Source organism: Adhaeribacter arboris (assembly GCF_003023845.1).
GTDB lineage: Bacteria > Bacteroidota > Bacteroidia > Cytophagales > Hymenobacteraceae > Adhaeribacter > Adhaeribacter arboris.
On record NZ_PYFT01000001.1, the window covers coordinates 5,980,936 to 5,998,867 of the forward strand.

Annotated in this window: 12 protein-coding genes; 6 read left to right on the top strand and 6 right to left on the bottom strand. The window is 41.2% G+C overall.

Going from position 1 to position 17,932, the window contains the following annotated elements; translation table 11 throughout:
- Positions 1–266: 266 nt before the first annotated feature.
- Positions 267–842, top strand: coding sequence for a nicotinamide riboside transporter PnuC (pnuC, locus tag AHMF7605_RS24325; RefSeq protein WP_106932569.1), 576 nt, complete (start codon positions 267–269; stop codon positions 840–842).
- Here pnuC and AHMF7605_RS24330 read toward each other — a convergent pair.
- The 3 genes from AHMF7605_RS24330 to fabG form a co-directional block, all read right to left on the bottom strand.
- Positions 834–1,511, bottom strand: a complete 678-nt coding sequence (locus AHMF7605_RS24330; protein WP_106932570.1) for an ABC transporter ATP-binding protein — start codon at positions 1,509–1,511, stop codon at positions 834–836. The two genes, pnuC and AHMF7605_RS24330, sit on opposite strands and share 9 nt — an antisense overlap.
- Positions 1,512–1,778: 267 nt before the next feature.
- The gene (locus AHMF7605_RS24335) at positions 1,779–3,866 is read right to left on the bottom strand and encodes a hypothetical protein (protein ID WP_106932571.1); all 2,088 of its coding nucleotides are present in this window, start codon (positions 3,864–3,866) and stop codon (positions 1,779–1,781) included.
- Between the two features lie 170 nt (positions 3,867–4,036).
- Positions 4,037–4,783 (bottom strand): 3-oxoacyl-[acyl-carrier-protein] reductase, encoded by a 747-nt coding sequence (fabG, locus tag AHMF7605_RS24340; protein WP_106932572.1) that lies wholly within the window; start codon positions 4,781–4,783, stop codon positions 4,037–4,039.
- Between the two features lie 686 nt (positions 4,784–5,469).
- Between fabG and AHMF7605_RS24345 the strand changes: the two genes are divergently transcribed.
- From AHMF7605_RS24345 to AHMF7605_RS24365, 4 genes are all read left to right on the top strand, one after another.
- Positions 5,470–5,724, top strand: a complete 255-nt coding sequence (locus tag AHMF7605_RS24345; RefSeq protein ID WP_106932573.1) for a hypothetical protein — start codon at positions 5,470–5,472, stop codon at positions 5,722–5,724.
- 855 nt (positions 5,725–6,579) lie between these two features.
- A complete protein-coding gene (locus tag AHMF7605_RS24350) occupies positions 6,580–6,798 on the top strand; it encodes a hypothetical protein (protein ID WP_146153664.1) in 219 nt (72 codons plus the stop codon).
- 511 nt (positions 6,799–7,309) lie between these two features.
- Positions 7,310–7,891: an RNA polymerase sigma factor gene (locus tag AHMF7605_RS24360; RefSeq protein WP_106932576.1), complete on the top strand. Its 582-nt coding sequence runs from the start codon at positions 7,310–7,312 to the stop codon at positions 7,889–7,891.
- Between the two features lie 11 nt (positions 7,892–7,902).
- On the top strand, positions 7,903–8,736 hold the full coding sequence (locus AHMF7605_RS24365; RefSeq protein ID WP_106932577.1) for a tetratricopeptide repeat protein: 834 nt from the start codon (positions 7,903–7,905) through the stop codon (positions 8,734–8,736).
- 541 nt (positions 8,737–9,277) lie between these two features.
- Here AHMF7605_RS24365 and AHMF7605_RS24370 read toward each other — a convergent pair.
- Together AHMF7605_RS24370 and AHMF7605_RS24375 are read right to left on the bottom strand one after the other, a co-directional pair.
- Positions 9,278–12,202, bottom strand: coding sequence for a CHAT domain-containing protein (locus AHMF7605_RS24370; RefSeq protein WP_106932578.1), 2,925 nt, complete (start codon positions 12,200–12,202; stop codon positions 9,278–9,280).
- A gap of 223 nt (positions 12,203–12,425) precedes the next feature.
- On the bottom strand, positions 12,426–13,421 hold the full coding sequence (locus tag AHMF7605_RS24375; protein WP_106932579.1) for an EMI domain-containing protein: 996 nt from the start codon (positions 13,419–13,421) through the stop codon (positions 12,426–12,428).
- A gap of 548 nt (positions 13,422–13,969) precedes the next feature.
- Between AHMF7605_RS24375 and AHMF7605_RS24380 the strand changes: the two genes are divergently transcribed.
- Entirely contained in the window at positions 13,970–17,050 is a 3,081-nt protein-coding gene (locus AHMF7605_RS24380; protein ID WP_106932580.1) for a M4 family metallopeptidase, read from the top strand.
- 145 nt (positions 17,051–17,195) lie between these two features.
- On the opposite strand, the gene AHMF7605_RS24385 is transcribed toward AHMF7605_RS24380, so the two are convergent.
- On the bottom strand, positions 17,196–17,903 hold the full coding sequence (locus AHMF7605_RS24385) for a tetratricopeptide repeat protein (RefSeq protein WP_146153665.1): 708 nt from the start codon (positions 17,901–17,903) through the stop codon (positions 17,196–17,198).
- Positions 17,904–17,932 lie beyond the last annotated feature (29 nt).

A 17,932-nucleotide genomic window follows, 5' to 3' on the forward strand; every position in this document is an offset into this window, starting at 1 on the left:
GCACCAACCCGGTTGCAAGTAGTTATAAGTTTTAACAGAATTTTTCTTAATAGCTTAACTAATTGAAACTGTCTAGATATTTTTATCGACTCAAAATGTAAGCTTACAAAAATGCTGGTTTACTTTACCAGAAAATGAATAGGAGAGTTGCTTGGGTATTTTCGGCAACATATGCGTTAAATTCTTTAATATTGACCAGAGAAACCTATCTGTAAAAGCAAAAACCTGCGTTTAAGCTGTTGGAATAATTGATTGTATCCTGATAAATGACAATTTACGAAATAATAGGTACGGTAACCGGTATTGCCGGAGTTTGGCTGGCTGCCCGCGAAAATATCTGGACGTGGCCCGCGGGTATGGTGAGTACGGTCATGCTGATTTACGTTTGCCTGGATGCCCGCTTATACGCTGATGTTGGGTTAAATATCTTTTACTTTATTACGAGTGCTTATGGCTGGTACGCCTGGCTGCACCCGGACCCGGATAGTGTACGCTCCGAATTGCCGGTAACCCGTACTCAACCCTTGCAATGGATTTGGTTGAGTGCTTTTTCGGGGGTGTTTACTTTAGGTTTGGGATTTTTTTTAACCCATTTTACCAACGCCGATTTATCTTATACCGATTCTGCTACCACCGGAATAAGCCTAGCTGCCTACTGGATGATGGCGCGCAAAAAGCTCGAAAACTGGCTCGTGTGGCTGGTCGTAGACTCGGGATACGTACTCATTTACCTGTACAAAGAACTTTACCTGCTAGCTGGCTTGTACTTTATTTTCTTGATTTTAGCGACCGATGGTTATATAAAATGGCGGCGAGCCATTCGCGTGGCACCATTAGCTTGATGACTCGCTCTTTTCAATGCGGCCGTCGAGTAAATGCAAGATGCGAGTGCCGTAAGTGGCGTTTTTCTCGGAGTGCGTAACCTGAATTATAGTAGTCCCGTCCTGGTTTAAACGTTGGAAAAGCTCCATAATTTCTTCCCCTTGCCGTGAATTTAAATTTCCGGTAGGTTCATCGGCCAAAATTAACTTAGGCGAACCAACTACTGCCCGGGCAATACCCACTAATTGCTGCTGCCCGCCCGATAGCTGGTGCGGAAACAAATCTTTCTTGCCCACAATTTGAAAACGATCCAGAATATCTGCTACCAAGGATTTCCGTTCCGATGATTTCATGTTCTTGTAGAGCAAGGGGGTTTCAATGTTTTCGTACACCGTAAGCTCATCAATTAAGTGATAACTCTGGAAAACAAAACCAATGAAATTTTTATGCAACTCACTCTTCTCTGAATCTTTGATTTTATGTACCGGCTTGTCCAGGAAAAAATATTCGCCGTCGGAAGGTTGCTCCAGCAAGCCAATAATGTTAAGTAGCGTTGATTTGCCCGAACCAGACGGACCCATAATCGAAATAAATTCGCCTTCTTGTACTTCTAAATTAATGTGGCGGAGCACGTAAGCACGCGAAAAACCGGAAGAGTAGTACTTTTCAATATTTCGTAACGAAATCATAGTTGGTGTGAGTTTTAGCCGCCCTTAAGGTACAGATATTTTCCAAAACTAATAATATCAAATTCTACCACTGCTGATAATTTTAACAACTTCTTTCTAAGGTTTTCTATCTACTAAAACCCAATAAGTTTAATTGTTAAATTAAGGAGTGCTCGTCGGTTCTGGTGTTAATACCTGAACCGGCAGGAGTTTATAACTGGGTTATTTGCAAAAAAATAGTCCGGGCAACTCTTAATTCTTAACTTATAACTCTAAACTTATAACTCCCTAAATCGCGCCGTTGTATTTGCGGATAAGCCACTCCGTAGTAATTAAACCCAGAATTAAAAAGAACAGCCACTTCAGGTTAATTAATTCCTGGATATTTTCGGAAGAATAGATGACGTTTTTAAAATCGGCTTTTAGAATATCTTTTTCCAACTGATCGATTTGATTCGGGTAATACACCCGGGAATCGGTTTTTTGCGCCGCTTGGTGCAGTAAGTTTAAATTAGCCAACGACGAAACAGCTTCTAATTGAACATCCTGCACGACAAATTCACCCCGGTCGCGGTAAAGACGATTATCGAGCAGGGCGGAGGCTTCGTATTTATACACGCCACCCGGTAAATTGCCAATGTTTAAACCCGAAAATCCTTCACCGTTTACAAAAGAAAACGAGCGATTTCGGTTTTTTTCGTCGGTTAAACGGAGCGTAACTTTTTGGCCGTATATTTTTTCGTAGATAGAATTATAAGTTTCTGCCTCAAACCGGATATCATCGTGTACCAGGTATTCATCCTGCACCGGATAGGCATTCAATCGTTTTTTATCAGTAGCGGAGGTAAGTAACTGCGCCGTGCTTACCATAATTTTATCGAACACATCCGGCTTTTCGTAATTGGCTGCTTCCGTGAGGCGCCATTGCCAGGAGCCATCAGCGAGTAACGTAGCCGAACGGGCTTCACCGGAAACCTGGGCAATTAACAAGGGCCGGGTAGTTTTTAATTTACCAATCTGCTGCGATAAAATAATTTCGGCATTGGGCGCCAGTTTAATATCGGCAAAAGGAGCCTCGGCCGGCGGATATTTCGATAAGCGTTCCGGCGCCGAAGCATCTACCTTAAACTTAGTGAAACTCACATTAAAAACGGGAACTACTTCGTCGACCTGGTTGCTTTTACGGGTAATTTCCAGGCCCGCATTTAACCGGTTAAATCCAGCCAAATCGCTTTGGGCACCAATAATGTAAAAAGCCGGTATTTTCTTTTGTTTAATCAGCGTTAATACTTCATTGCCCGTTCCGAGCCGGGAGGGTAATTGGTGCAAAATAACCAGGTCGTATTTAGTCGTGGCGTTTAAAGGAAAAACGCCGGGAATAAAAAGTTCCGTTTCAAAATTTTCGTTGGTTTCAATGGCACTTTTAATGGCTTTAATATCCGGATGCGGGGTGGCGGCGGCTAGTAATATTTTTAATTTTCCTTTAACAATGTCGAGGTAAGCATGCTTTAAATTATTTACTTTGGTAAACTCGCCTAGCTTGGATTCGAGCAAAACTTCGTAATGTTTTTTACCCGGTTGTACGGCCGTAACCGCAAATTCTACACTGGAGAGTGGCTTATTGGTTAGTTTAACGGTTTTCCGTTCGAGTATTTTATTGTTTTCGCGCAACAGTACCGTAGCGGTTTGGCCAGAAAAGCCTTGGTTGTTAATCTCCGCTACAATAGGAAAACGATTACCGCTGTAGGCTACTTTGTTGTAAGATAAGGCCGGAATACTTAAATCTTTTTTCGGGATGGTATCGCCCACTGCTACCGGAAAAAGCCGGAAATTGTAATCGGAGAATGCCGGCGATTTGCCCTGGTTGATTATGCCGTCGGAGAGTAACACCACACCCGCCAGGTTGCGGTTCTCGTATTCTTCCTGCACCCCCGCCAGCATTTGGTCGAGATTAGTAGCCGATTGGTTGAAGTTGATATTCGCCAGGTCATTGTCGGTTTTCGCTCCCCGGTTTAATGTCCGTATGGTTACCTGCAAATCTTTATTCGCCAGCGAAGCTTTTAACTTATCTAACCGGTCGAGGAGGGAGTGAAGCATGGCGGGCGGAGTAAATAATTTTACCGATTCGGAATTATCGATGGCCAACACCAAAGTAGGTTTTTGGGTAGTATTGGTGATAGCCCGGACAAAGGGGCCAAGCAGCAAAAAAGCCAGGAAAGACACAACCAAAAACCGGAGCGTGGCTAAGGCATAATTGATAGATTTAGGCCAGGTTGCCGTTTTTGAATACAACAACCAAGCATAAGCCGCCCCTACGGCCAGACAAACCACTATCAGCCAGGGGGAGTAGGTAAGAGAAAGCTTAAATTGATTCAAAATTTAGTTGCTAGTTATGCGTTGTTCGCCGCTTGTAATGTACGAGTAGTGAATTTACTATCTTAAACGTATAAAATACGTTTTAATTGATAATAAAGCTCAAAATTCAAAGTAAGATAAAAAATAATTACTATTTGAACTACTTACCACGAACAACAAACAACGAGCAACTAAGTTAGCAGACCACCATCCACCTGCAAAACCTGGCCGGTAATATAAGCCGATTGATCAGAACCTAAAAATACGGCGCAGTTAGCCACATCTTCGGGTGTGCCGCCGCGTTTTAACGGAATGGCTTTTTTCCATTCTTCTACTACACCCTCACCCAACTCGCCAGTCATTTCCGTTTCAATAAAACCAGGCGCAATGGCATTGCACCGAATATTCCGGGAACCTAACTCCAAAGCTACTGATTTGGTAAACCCAATAATACCGGCTTTAGAGGCCGCGTAGTTGGCCTGACCCGCATTTCCTTTAATTCCTACAATCGACGTCATGTTCACAATAGAGCCGTACTTTTGGCGCATCATTACTTTAGTGGCCGCTTTGGTCAGGTTAAAGACCGATTTTAAGTTTATGTTCAGTACCGCGTCCCATTGTTCTTCGGTCATGCGCATGAGTAAACCGTCTTTGGTAATTCCCGCATTATTAATCAAAATATCCAGCCGGCCAAAATCAGCTACTACGCTTTCGATCAGTTTTTCGGCTTCGGTAAAAACGGAAGCATCGGAGCGATAGCCTTTTACTTTTGCGCCGCTGGCCGATAATTCCTGTTCCAGAGTCTGGCCTTTTTCTACGCTCGATAAATACGTGAAAGCCACCTGAGCTCCCATCTCCGCAAATTTTTGGGCAATGGCCCGACCAATGCCTTTAGATGCACCGGTAATTAAAGCTATTTTTCCTTCGAGTAATTTCATGTCCTAAATGTATTAAGTCATTACAGAATACCCAAATTTGATTTATCAGGGAAGCAAAAGGTACCAAAAAGAAAATGTAAGGAATGTTCAACTTAGTAAGAAAAGCTTTCCAACATGTTGCTTATGGCTTCCCGATCAATTTCGTATAAGTCTATAGTATTTTTATTTTTTACCGATAAAAGATCTTTTTGCCTTTTCATCTTTCAATTATAACGAAAACTTCTTTTCTGTTTTCAAAACGGGATTTTAAATCAGTCATATCGGACAAATACACCAAATTCAAGTAAGAATCCTGGCGAGTAATCCTATTTAAATTCATTCACCCTATTATCTTATCATCCGCTACCCGGTATCAGACTTTAGCGAAGAACGTAGCCTAGGAGTCAAGGCAAATTATTTGGTTTCCGCTCAGACGAACAGCTAAGAACTCACTTTGGAATACAGGAATCCTTAATTTGGCAAGTTACCGGCTTTTATTCAACAGGAATAAACTCGGTTTTTTCCTGTTGATTTACCCCTTTTTAGAAGATTTTATAATTTGAAAAACCTTTTTTAGAGGCAGAACCTAATTAAATTAAAAAATATGTAAATATTAAAATTTTAAATAAAATAAGGTTAATAAAAATAACAATAAATTAAATATTCTCTAATTTTAGAAGGTTCTTTTAACTGTTAAATGCAAGGTTATGAGAGTTATAATTGATAGTATTCGCCGAATTAAGCCTCCCGAAGATAAAAGAGAATTCTTTGGTCAATTATATGATAATTCTGGGCACTTGCTTAAATCAAGAGAACTGATATCCACTTTTACGCATAAAAATGGATGGTGGCAATGGCAGGTCCATCTTTCTAACCTAGACCACGAAGGAAATAAGGAAGGTTCCTGTTTAACTTATCAAGAAGCCTGGGCCCACATGAAAGATTACCTTGACCAAGGTTAAATGGTTTACGAACATAGTTTATCCGTTTTCAAAAGCCATAACCCATATAAAAACGGAGGTTAACGGGGGTGCCATCCAATTGGCGTCAGTAAATCGATTTACATTCGATAGTGAGGCACAAACATATACGTTTTTCATTTCTGTAAATAAAACCCTGTCTTCACAATTATTTCGCCCCAACACTCATAGATTTTATATCATCTATTAACAAATTCTGACTTCTTTCTACCAAGCAACAGGTGAACGTACAGAGCATAAAGGTGGGTTTTGGAGGAATAGCTAATTAAGTTTTTACCTATAAGATAAAAATGTATTTTGTTGGCCGAAATATAACTAAAGTGACTAATATGAAAGCTTTTATCCATCATTACCCGGAACCCCTTTCTTTTCAAGTGGTAGAATAGAATTTCGTGGTAATATTTAGGATAATGCCGGACATTTTACAAAACAGATGAGCTTATAGCCACTCTTACCCATAATTAAGGAAACTGGTATTGGCGTGTTTCTATACCCAATAACAACCTGATTCTGTAAACAAAGGTGAATGCCCCACCTACCAAGGTAGTTGTTTAGTTCATCTTTAGTTATTGATGGAAAATAGTGGAAAAGCACAACTACCACTTCTTATCTAGCTCTCTCTAATTCTCTCTGCTGTATCTCTGATTAGCTAAAATTTCAAAAAGCAACATTTCTGACTGGTTTTTATTTACTTATATATCAGTCATTATCAGTTTATTCCCGTAAATAGTATTCTTTGACTTCCGGCTACCCTTCCGATTGACTTTGGTTGTAGACGCCTCGATACACGAAATAAATTCTTACGTTTTAAAATGCCTGTTCTTAAAAGCCTACCTTATGATTTCTGAAGCTTCTAAACCCACCTTACTCGGCCTAATTGAATATGCCTGTGCCCACAATAATTACGATTATTTAATGGTTTACGGCATTATTGTACGACCGGATATATTGCGAAAAGAGAAGGTAATCATTAAGTATAAGGGTGCTGAATCTAATTGTATTAATAACCCGGAAACGATTAAAACTTGCCTGAAAGAACTTTTTCAAATAGGGTAGCCGGTTACCTGAAATAACTGGGTTGAATTTGTTCAATTGGCAGTTTTTAACGAAAAGATGAAAATGTAAAGCTGCTGTAAGAATACTCCTGACAGCAGCTTATTTTTACACAGTAAATTAGATTGAATACCTTTTAGGACCTACTTTTTAAAATAATTTTGTTAGTAATAGTATTATCTCGGTTGATAGTCATCTTAACGTAACCCTACCTGGTATCTGGGAAGCGTCCAGAATAGTTGAATAATTCCCTACTTTATGCTTGAAACCTGAATGGCTCGTTTTACTTGAGAAAGGTAGGTCTACAACACTTCTTTTGCCCCACCTTTTGTAAGCAATTTCTTGTTGGACTCGAAAGAAGAGTAGGTTCTTTTCTAATAAATTAAGTCCCTTCCAAAAAAAATGTCTTCCAGGTGTTGACCTTTTCATTATTCTGCTATTCATCTTTGGTACAAATAATATTTTTAAAATATGCGCTCTTTCAATTAAGTATTAATAACTTACATTATTGCTTATGGGTAATGATTTACTGGCTAAAGCGGTGTTAAAAAAAGTTTATTCAGAAGAAAACATTCTGCGGGATTTAAAAAATCGCGACGAAAACACTGTACGCCAGGTGTACCAGGCAAACTGGCCCAAAATCCTGCAAATGGTAAAACTAAACAGCGGCAGCTACGCCGAAGCCAAAGACTTATACCAGGATAGCATGCTCGATTTTCTGGATAAAGTTTCCGGCGAAACCTTTGTGCTTACCTGTAAACTGGAAACATTTATTTATTCCATCTGCCGCCATAAATGGTTGTATCACTTAAGAGGCAAACAGCGATTTACCGACCTGGAAGATTACATTGAAGTACAGGATATACCCGATGAAACCGAAGAAATAAATGCTAATATGCCCGATGATAACCAGATTATCCGGGCCATTAATGCTCTGGGAGAGCCATGTAAAAGTTTGCTGGTAGGTTTTTATTACGAAAAGCTGAGCATGGAACAATTAGCCGCGAAACTAAACTACAAAAGCGTGAATGTAGCCAAGCAGCAGAAATTTCGGTGCAAAGATCGCCTGAAGAATGCCTTTTCAGATTATTTCTAGTTTTTGCCCTTATGATGGAAGATTTTAATAAAGAGGAGTTGATTGAAAAGTACCTGCTGGGGCAGTTGCACGGAGAAGCCTTGGTAAATTTTAAACACCGGCTGGTAACGGATGAAGCTCTAAAAAAAGAGGTAGCTTTGGAGCAGGCGATTTTGCGGAATCTAAAAACAGTGGGTAAAAGGCAAACCTTGCTGCAATTCGAAAATTTTCATCAGGAACTAGAGCAAGAAACCTATACCTACCAAAAGGCAGCGCCGGAATTAAATATATTTCAGAAACTCGAAAAAATACTAACGGAAAAGTTAACGGGACTTACCGGCCGGCAATATGCTTTCATTGCCGCCAGTGTGGTTTTTATCATTGCCAGTACCTTAACCATTAACACCATACTTACCAAACAAAGCTCTCCGGAGACTATTTACCAGGCTTATTACGAACCGTATCCGATAGAAACTTTTAGAGGAGAGGCTACGGGAACAGCCCTTAAAACCGAAGCGGTTGTTGCTTACAATAGAGGGGACTATTCCCAAAGTATCCGGTTGTTTGAGCAGTTTTTAGCGAAAGAAAAAGATGAAAAATCTTTATTTTATTTGGGAAATGCCTACTTAGCCGCGGAAAGACCGGAAGATGCTATTAAAACGTACCTGGCTTATTTGCAACAATACCACCAATTTGAAATGGATGCCAAATGGTACTTGAGCTTAAGTTATATGAAAGTTGGACAGTTTATAGAGGCGAGAAATCAACTACGGGAATTAACAGCCAATACTAACCCGGATAATATTTACCGGGAAAAAGCCGAAAAGATTCTAAGCAAACAAATGTTTAAAAAATTGCCGGAGTAAGGCAATTATACATGAATACGCGCAACCTTAAACAGCTACTGGCTAATTATTGGAAATTATATCAAGTCAAGTAATTAGAAGGTCTAAGTTTATAGTAATTGTCTGTATCCTTCCGTTTAGAACTTTTTAATACCATATCCAATTAACTACCTTCCGGAAGAATGAAACGAACCTAGGAGATTTTGAAAACAAGATTGTTCAAAATGGACATAGAGAGTAGAACACGCGTAAATTTTCTTCAAGGTCTTTCCTCTCTGGTCATCCTGGAAGGATCTAACTAGTTTAACGTTAGGAACAGACCAATCCCTATTAAGCTCTTCCAGGGATAAAGGAGGTAATTAACTCTTTGGCAGGGCTCTGGTTCTTCTTTTCTGCCGGTTAGATTCTTCCAGAATGACAAGTAAAAGAAGAGTAGATGTAATTTGTTGCGCAGATACTAAATTTCTCCTTTTAGTTTAATTAACACCCAGTATAGCAGATTGCTCAAGCGACTTGGTATACCTATTTAGCTTAATAGCTTTCTCCGGAAGAACAGAATATTTTAACTTATTGCCTTTCTTCGTAAAGTGCTTAAAGGATGGGCTCTGTTTACTTTTCTTAAAAGTAGTTTCGGGCCAATGGCTCGCTTGTATAGCCACCAGAAAATGAAAGTCCCGATTAGAATGCCCGCTAAAATCCAGGCAAATTTCGCGTAGTTACTAGGATAAATAGGAGCCTCGTCCCCAATAAAGATAAAATTAGCCCAGTAAATTGGTGACTGTAGCCGCGAATTGGTTTGTTTTTTTAAATAATCCAGCTTGGCCAGGCGTAAGGCTTCGTCTTTAGGTTTTCCCGCTTTTAAATAAGCATGCAGCTGCGTGGTAATGTAAGCCGAAGCCTTATCTTCGGCTTTCCATAAGGTGGTTATAATGCTGGGGCAGCCGGCGTAGGTAAAAGCGCGGGCCAGGCTTATAATTCCTTCTCCTTGCTCTAATTTGCCGCTACCGGTTTCGCAGGCGCTTAACACGGCTAATTTTAACTTACTCAAATCTAAATTATAAATCTCGGGTACAAAAAGCCGGTAATTGCGCAGAGAGTCACCCTGGTAAAAAGCAATATACGATTGCAACGGATTTTGATTGTTGGTTTTGGCGTGAGTTGCCAGATGCAGGATATCGTACTTATTAGCCAAGTCCAATAAACGTTCCTTCGTTGCTTCTGCTCCTACAAATACCTGGTTGCCTACTTTTCTGACTTCATCCGCTGATTCCGGTAAGGGAGTTAAAAGTTCGGTCCGTAAAACTACCGAACTAGAGTTATTTCTGGTACCAAAAGGAGCCATGGCCAACACGGATATTTCGTGCGTATTGGTTGTGTATTCTGAACTAGTGGGTAAAAGCTTGCCCGAGTAAGCGTAGCTGATACTGTTATCCTGAATTAGGTAGCGGATAGTTTTTGCATCAGAAATCAAGGCTTCGAAAGGCAGGTAACTTAGCTCTTTATCGGGTATAATCAATAGCCGGTGTTTGCTGGTGAATAAATCTGCTACCGGCGCTAGTAGCTGTTGGTATAATTGATGCGCTGCCAAGCTTTCCGAAGCATGAAAACCAGGTTCCGGCTGATAAAATGCTTTATACAATACTCGCCAATTTTTCCGGAAAGCCGCAGTGGAGCCAAGTTGTTGGGCTCTGAAACCACGTTGGGTAATAACGAATGCGTATAAGTGGTTCTGGCCAACAAAGTATTCGAGAAAGGTTGTTTGGTTATCTAGTTTTTCCTGAATCTGGCTTACTTTTACGGGTTCCGAATCATATTTAAGTTGGTAATACTGCTGATTCTTTTCGAAATCTTTTACCACTTTTGCCAATTCCATTTCATTTTCCCGAATGCGGTCCAGGTACATTTCTTTGCGGGCCGTGCTGACCGTATCTTCTGCCAATTTTACCTGAAGGGCGGCATTATTACGTTTTAAGCCGGCTTCTTTTTGCAGCAGCTTCTGGCTGATACCCGGAATTTTTTTAATCTTCAAATCCCGTAAATTTTCGGCCAGTAAAGCGGCTTTACTTTGTTCGGCTAAGACAAAAGCAGTTTGCAGGTAGCGGGCTTGCTGGGTTTGCTTAAAAAGTTGAAAAGCGGTGGCGATGGCTTCTTCGTAGGTAGGAGCAACCGAACGATTAAAAAATAATTTAGCTTCATCCGAATCATACCCTTTCCGAATGCGGTCGGCCAATTGAAAAGCCAAATCGTACGTTTGAAGGGAGGCTTCTAAATTACGTATTTTTTGCGTTTTACTATAATACTTCCGAAGGGAACCTGCTTTGTTTTTTAACACTTCAAAAAGTAGCGGGAAGGAAACGGTACGGGTAAAGTCCGAGGGATTGGAATATATATCTGAATTGTTAAAAGTAAAATGCAGGGTTTGCAAAGCGGATTGGTAATATTGTAAGGCAAGGGGATAATTCTTTAATAACTCGTAAACCTGCCCTTTCCCGACCAAAGCAACGGTCAGACCATCGTTTTTATCGCCGTAGTTCGCCAGGCTCATTTGTTGAGCTTTATTAAAATAGGCTAGAGCTTTAGCGGAATTTTGGGATTTATAGTAAACATTTCCCCAGTTATTATATAAATCAATTTGCTCGCCGATAGCATCCAGGCTGGCATCCTTCGTAGCCTGGGTAATTTTAATTTTTGCCAGGTACGTTTTAGCGCTATCCAGTTGATTTGATTGTAAATACGTAAGGGCAATATTCTGGTATAATAAATTAGGCAGAATGCTATACCGGATTAAACCCTTTATTTTTTGAAGCGCGGGTTGATAAAGTCCGAGCTTGCGGTAAGCCGTAGCAATATTATTACTGTACATCACGTACCGATAAGCCTCGTATTCATTTAGTTCGTGAAACGACTTGCCATCCGGATTTAAATTTTTTAGTACTTTTTCGTAATAATTGGTGCTCTGGGCATAATTACCCAATAAATAATACAAGTTACCCATGCCATTGTAAAAGCGCAAAGCCTGGGGAGGTTTAGGGTATTTCGCTAATAAATTTTCGGCATTTTTGTAATAAGTATACGCCGAATCATAATAATTCAAATGAATAAAATTTTCGGCAATTAAGGTATAAGGATAAAAGTTGCTGGAGTCTTTCTGAGGAGAAATTTTCTGTTGGCAGGCAATAGATTCTTTATAATTTTTAATGGCCTGTTTAAAGTTGCTCCTGGTTTGTTGGATTATCCCAAGGCCAATACAAGCATCTACCAAATTGGTATCTGCGGGCTTACCTACGTAAATAGATTTTACCTGCTGATATTTTTGAAAAGCTAAATCATAGTTGCCTTGAATAAATAATAAAGTCGAAGCTTCCTGGCACAACTGTTCCGCTTGGGGCTGATCCGTACTCTTTTGGGCAAAACTACTTCCGGCAAACAGGAAAAGTGCGGAAAATAAAACCACTCCCATTGTTTTTACTACCCGTAATTGGTTCATACTATTTTTTAGGTAGAATTTTTATAAAAGTATTTCGTACGGAAAGAATTTTCTAAACGAATTGTTCTGACACAATTAGCAGCACCGTTGCGCAATGAAGCCGGTACTGAAACGGGGAAGTACGTTCTGAAAATGAAGAAACTACACGCGGCCGCAACAAAGGAATGATTTAAAAATGCTGCTCTTGCCCGAAAGTATTTTGGGGAAGAATGATTCTTCCCGATTACCTTCTGATGCAGATTTCCGGCGGAATTAACGGGTGATTCGAGTCCTTGGCACGAGCCATTAAAAAGAAAAAGGAAGAAAAAGTAGCCAATAAAGCAATTAAAACTTCCCAGGAAGTGTCAGGTAAAGAAGTTAGACCTAAACTTAATAATAAAGGTAAACCTTGCTGGTAAATAGAATTGTTTTGTTGCCGGATACGTACCTTCAGTTCTTCGGGTATATCGGCTTCGGTATCATAAAAATGAATCCTGATTTTTGATTTATTAAGCACTTCTTTTCCCGGGCCGCTGAATAACCGGTAAAAAATAGTAAAATCTTTGCTTACTCCATTTTCCGGGAATCTATCGTTGGGATTATTGGGGTCTTGCCGGAACCCTAAGGCCCCCGACTCAATGGTTTTTCTTAAGTCAATGGTACCCGTTTTAGGATCCAATAGTAATCCGAGTAAATCGGCGGTGGGCTTTTGGTTCGGTTCCGGATAAATTCCAAATTCACCGGCAGGCGCTGGCCTGGCCGGAACTTTATCCGAACGAACTTCTTCTTCCGGACTGGTACTACCGAAGTAAAAGGGCGAAATAATCAGCGCTTCCGGGGGAGATTCCGTTAAGGAGAAAATTCCGCCTTCGTACCCAATGCCACTAATTACCACGTGGGTGCGCGCCACACAATCGCGGCCGCACGGCGAAAATTCCACGGTATACCGCACGCCGGCGTCGCTATCGTTAACATCAATTTCGCCGGTACGCGGGTCAATGTTTAATCCTCCCGGGTAAGCATTAAAAAATCCAGGACCATCAGAGCTGATTTTGGGTAAAACCCGGTTTGGTTCTTCCGGTTTTTTATAGAAAACCGGCTCTTTGTAGGCATTGAGGTATTTACTTCTGTAAGCAATTTTATATTGTATGCGGTATTCGGGGCAGGAGGGACTTTCTTCCCATAAACGATCACTATCCCGGCCGTAGCGGGTTTTACTGGCACTTTCTACCTTATCCATAGTTTTGGTTCTAAGTTTTGCGAGTAAGCTTCAGATTAGTAATAAATTCTGGGATACTGTTTCATTAGGTTAACTACTGTTTGAGCCAAGGCACCTGATTCGAATAAAGGTAGATTATTTAGCAACTTAAATCAATACTTATTTTTCAGTATTTTATGGAGTAGAGAATAGGGGACAATTTTTATGCTTTAATTTTTTAATTCCTTGTTATCTAATTATTTATCGGCAGTTAAATAGTGGTTTGGCCGGCTGGGGTAAGTAGCAGATTATAGTTAAAAATAGTATTCCGATCGAAGTAGATGTAGCTTGTCCTCACCTAACTTTACAAACTTGTTTTCTTCCCGACGGCTAAGCTTTTAGCATACAATTTCTTCTCTTAGTTGTCTTAAATTAAGGCCAAACTTCGGTCTGAAGTTTACCGGTATATTTTTCCGAAAATTTCTCTTCCCTTTCCTGTTGACCTTTCTTTGCTGCGGTAATCAACTCTTGAATGCTACCGGCCGGCCAGTATTTCTAAAATCATTTTTAAACCATTTAAGATTTATGTCATGAAAATGTACAAACTTATTCCCTGCCCGGGGCATGAAAGCAGCAGAAAATGGTGGCACTTCCTTTTTAAGAGCTATCCGCATCCGTTAGCTTGGGTTTATGCCAGCAAAACTAAATTTTTTGTGTTACTGGTTCTTAGTGTAGTAGCACTAATTAGTCCCGCTATGGCTCAGATAGGTGATATTAATCAATCTGCCTTAGCCCCTCTCCTGCAACCTTCCAGCCGATATACTTTTTTAAAATTCAGACAAGGGGTACAACTAGCCCCCCAAGAATTGTTTAAATCTTACGCAACGGTATTTGGCCTCACAGAAAACGATGTAATGACTTTGCAAAAATCGGATAGCGATAAGTTAGGTTTTACTCATTACCGGTTTCAACAAGTTTACAAGCAAATACCCGTGGAAGGAGGAGAGTTTATTGTCCACCAAAAAGGAGGCGAACTAACTACCGCCAATGGCCGGATAGTGCCTAAGTTAAACGCCGAAACAGGAAATTATATCCCCGCTGATGCCGCTTTAAATTATGCGTTGCGGTATATAAATGCCAAACGCTACAAATGGCAACTCGATCGAAGATTATATCCGAAGCCTATCTTAGTGTTTACGCCCGTAAATGTAGAAAATGGTAAAAACTTTAACCTGGCGGCTACTAATTACCGGTTAGCTTATAAAATGGATATTTACGCGGCCGTTCCAATTAGTCATAATCGGGTATATGTAGACGCCTATTCTGGGGAGATTATTAGAAGTATGAGCCTTATTCAGAATTGCACCAATGCCACCGCGGCTACTTTATACAATGGCAATCAAACTATTCAAACCGAACTAACCGCCATGGGTAATTACCGCCTGTTCGATAATTGCCGGAGCGATGGCGCCTGCGGCGATGTGGGTGGCACCATACGGACCCGTTCTGTGCTTTCAGGAGATTTAACCAATGGCACTACTAATTGGACGGGGGTAGGAGCCAGTGCGCACTGGGCCATTGAAAAAACGTACGATTACTATAATTGTACTTTCGGGCGGCAAAGCTACGATGGCGCCAATGCGGTAATTAACGCCTTTATCAATGACAATGCCTTTGGTCGGGATAATGCCTTTTGGGATCCGGGTACAAATGACATGCATTTCGGAGATGGAGGGGGTGGTGCTACTACCGGCGCGATTGTGTCCTTAGATGTGGTGGGGCACGAACTAACCCACGGCTTTACTCAATATACGGCTGGTCTGGTTTATTCTAATGAATCGGGTGCCTTAAACGAATCGTATAGCGATATTTTTGGTACGGCGGTAGAATACTACGGCCAAGGCGGTACCGGCGATTATGATATTGCGGAAGATATGTGGATTCCGGGCGGAAAATTGCGCTCTATGTCTAACCCGAATGACAAAAACCAACCCGATACTTACTTAGGAACTAACTGGTATACCGGCGTTTTAGACAATGGCGGCGTACATACCAACTCCGGGGTCCAGAATTTCTGGTTTTATCTGTTAAGCGAAGGCGGAACCGGTACCAACGATATTGGCGATTCCTATAACGTAACCGGAATCGGCCGGGACAATGCACTCGCTATTTCTTATCAGGCCTTAACTTATTACATGAACAGTATGGATCAGTATATCGATTCGCGTTATGCTACTATCCAGGCCGCCGAAGACTTATTTGGTGCTTGTTCCCCCGAATCGTATCAGGTGGCAAATGCCTGGTACGCAGTAGGTGTGGGCGGACCTGTAGGCGATTTGTGGTCGAAAGACCGGCCGGACGATACCGGCGATGAACCCAACAATATATCTTCGTTTATGTGGGGCAGCGAGGATATTTGGGTTAGAAGACAAAATGATGGCCTGACAAACCAAGTACACCAAAATCCCGAATACCGGGATCCAGCTTTGGGCGTTCCTAATTATGTATACGTTCGGGTTAGAAACCGGAGTTGTACCAGTCCCGGCAGCGGTAACGTAAATCTGTATTGGGCGAAAGCTTCTACCGGGCTCAGTTGGCCCTCTCCCTGGACAGGAGCCGTAATCGGTGGTTTGCAGATGGGCAATCCTATTGCTACTCTTCCTACCGGTTCCATTGCGGCCAGCGGGGAAACTATCCTGGAATTTGCCTGGTACCCGCCTAACCCAGCCGATTACAGTGGTGCTTTCGGCCTCGATTTTTCGCACTTCTGCTTATTATCGCGCATCGAAACTTCTGCTACCGCGCCTTACGGCATGACTTTCCCCGAAAATGCGGATTTGAACCTGAATGTTAAGAAAAACAACAACATTGCCTGGAAAAACATTACGGTGGTGGATGAGGCAGCCGGCGGTGGTTTAACCGCCGCGGTAGCCATTGGCAATTACCTGGAGCAAGAGCGTTTACGGACCAAATTAGTGTTCAGCATTCCCAAAGAAGAAAAATCGCCTTTTACCGACATTGGCGTAGTACGGGTTGCTTTGGGCGATAAATTATATAAAAAATGGTTAGAAGGCGATAGAGTAGGCGAAGGGATAAAGGTGAACAACCGAGGCGAAATTTACCTTTCTCAACCTACCGCTTGGATTGGCAATATAATACTTAGTCCGCAGGAGGTGTATGGCATTAAATTGTTGTTTGATGTAAAAGAAAAACCATTGCAAGACAGCATCTTCCGTTTTGATGTAACACAGTACCGGACCGAGGGGCAAAGGGATTCTTTAGTAGGAGGAGAGCGGTTTGAAATTAATACGAATGCTCTTTTACGACGGGGAAAATATCAAAAGCAAGTTAGCCGCCAACAGGCAAGTAGCCAGAAAGCTCCTGAACCAGTGGTAAATTTACCTCTGAAAAATGAAATTTCAACAAAAGCTTTCCCTAATCCAACCAGCGCTTCGGCTACTATCCAGTTTTATCTGCCTAAAGCCGGGAATGTAGAACTGAGTATTTATAATGCCATTGGTAATAAAGTGACCACGTTGGTGAATGGGCAACAAGACGCAGGCTATCATGAAGTTTTGTTTCAAACCGATAAGTTACCCAAAGGAATTTACTTCTACCGGCTCCATGCTTTAGGTACTAACCTGGTTAAAAGAATACTGCTAACTAAGTAAATAGTAGCGGACGTAAACATAAAAACCGCGGGTACTTATAAAGCACCCGCGGTTTTTATATTTACGTCCGAAAAAATCTTAAACTCTCTAATGTATTGCTCCTTCTACTAACATCGGCAAATTAGGAGTATCTAAAGCTAAATTATCACTTGCAAAAACGTTTCCGGTAGTCGCCGGCTTTGTCTACGCCCAGTTCTTCGGCTTTGGCCCAATCCCGGCAAGCATCTTGGTCTTGCTTTAAAGTTTTATTTATCAGGGCCCGGTTAAAATAAGCTTCGGGTAAATCCCTGTCGTAGTTTAAAGCTTTATTGTAATCTTCGAGGGCTTCGCGGTAGGCTTTTACCCGGAACTTGGCATTGGCCCGGTTTTGATAGGCTACGGCATAGTCCGGTTTAAAAAGAATAGCTTTGGTATAATCGTTTACGGCTCCCGCATGGTCTTTTAATTTGGCTTTGCAAATTCCTCGGTTGTTATAAGCGTTCGCATACTCATTATCTAGAGTAATAGCTTGGGTATAACTTGCAACAGCTTCTTTTAAATTATTTTGTTGCATGAGCGCGTCCCCCAAAAATTTATAGGTTTCGGCATCGTATTTATTTAAAATGGTCGCCTGATTTAAATCGGATAAAGCATTCTCAAAATCTTTTAGTTCGTAGCGCGCTATTCCACGACGTTTATACGGTTCAGCATTGTTAGATTTTAAATTAATGGCTTTACTCCACTCCTCTATTGCTCCCTGGTAATCCTTAGCCTGAAATTTTGTGGTAGCTTGGCGGGAATAATATTTATAATTACGGTGCGTACAGGCAGTAAACAGAACAGTAACCAGAAAAAAAGTTAAAAAGTATTTCATATAAAAATAGAGGAATTCAAAAATATAAG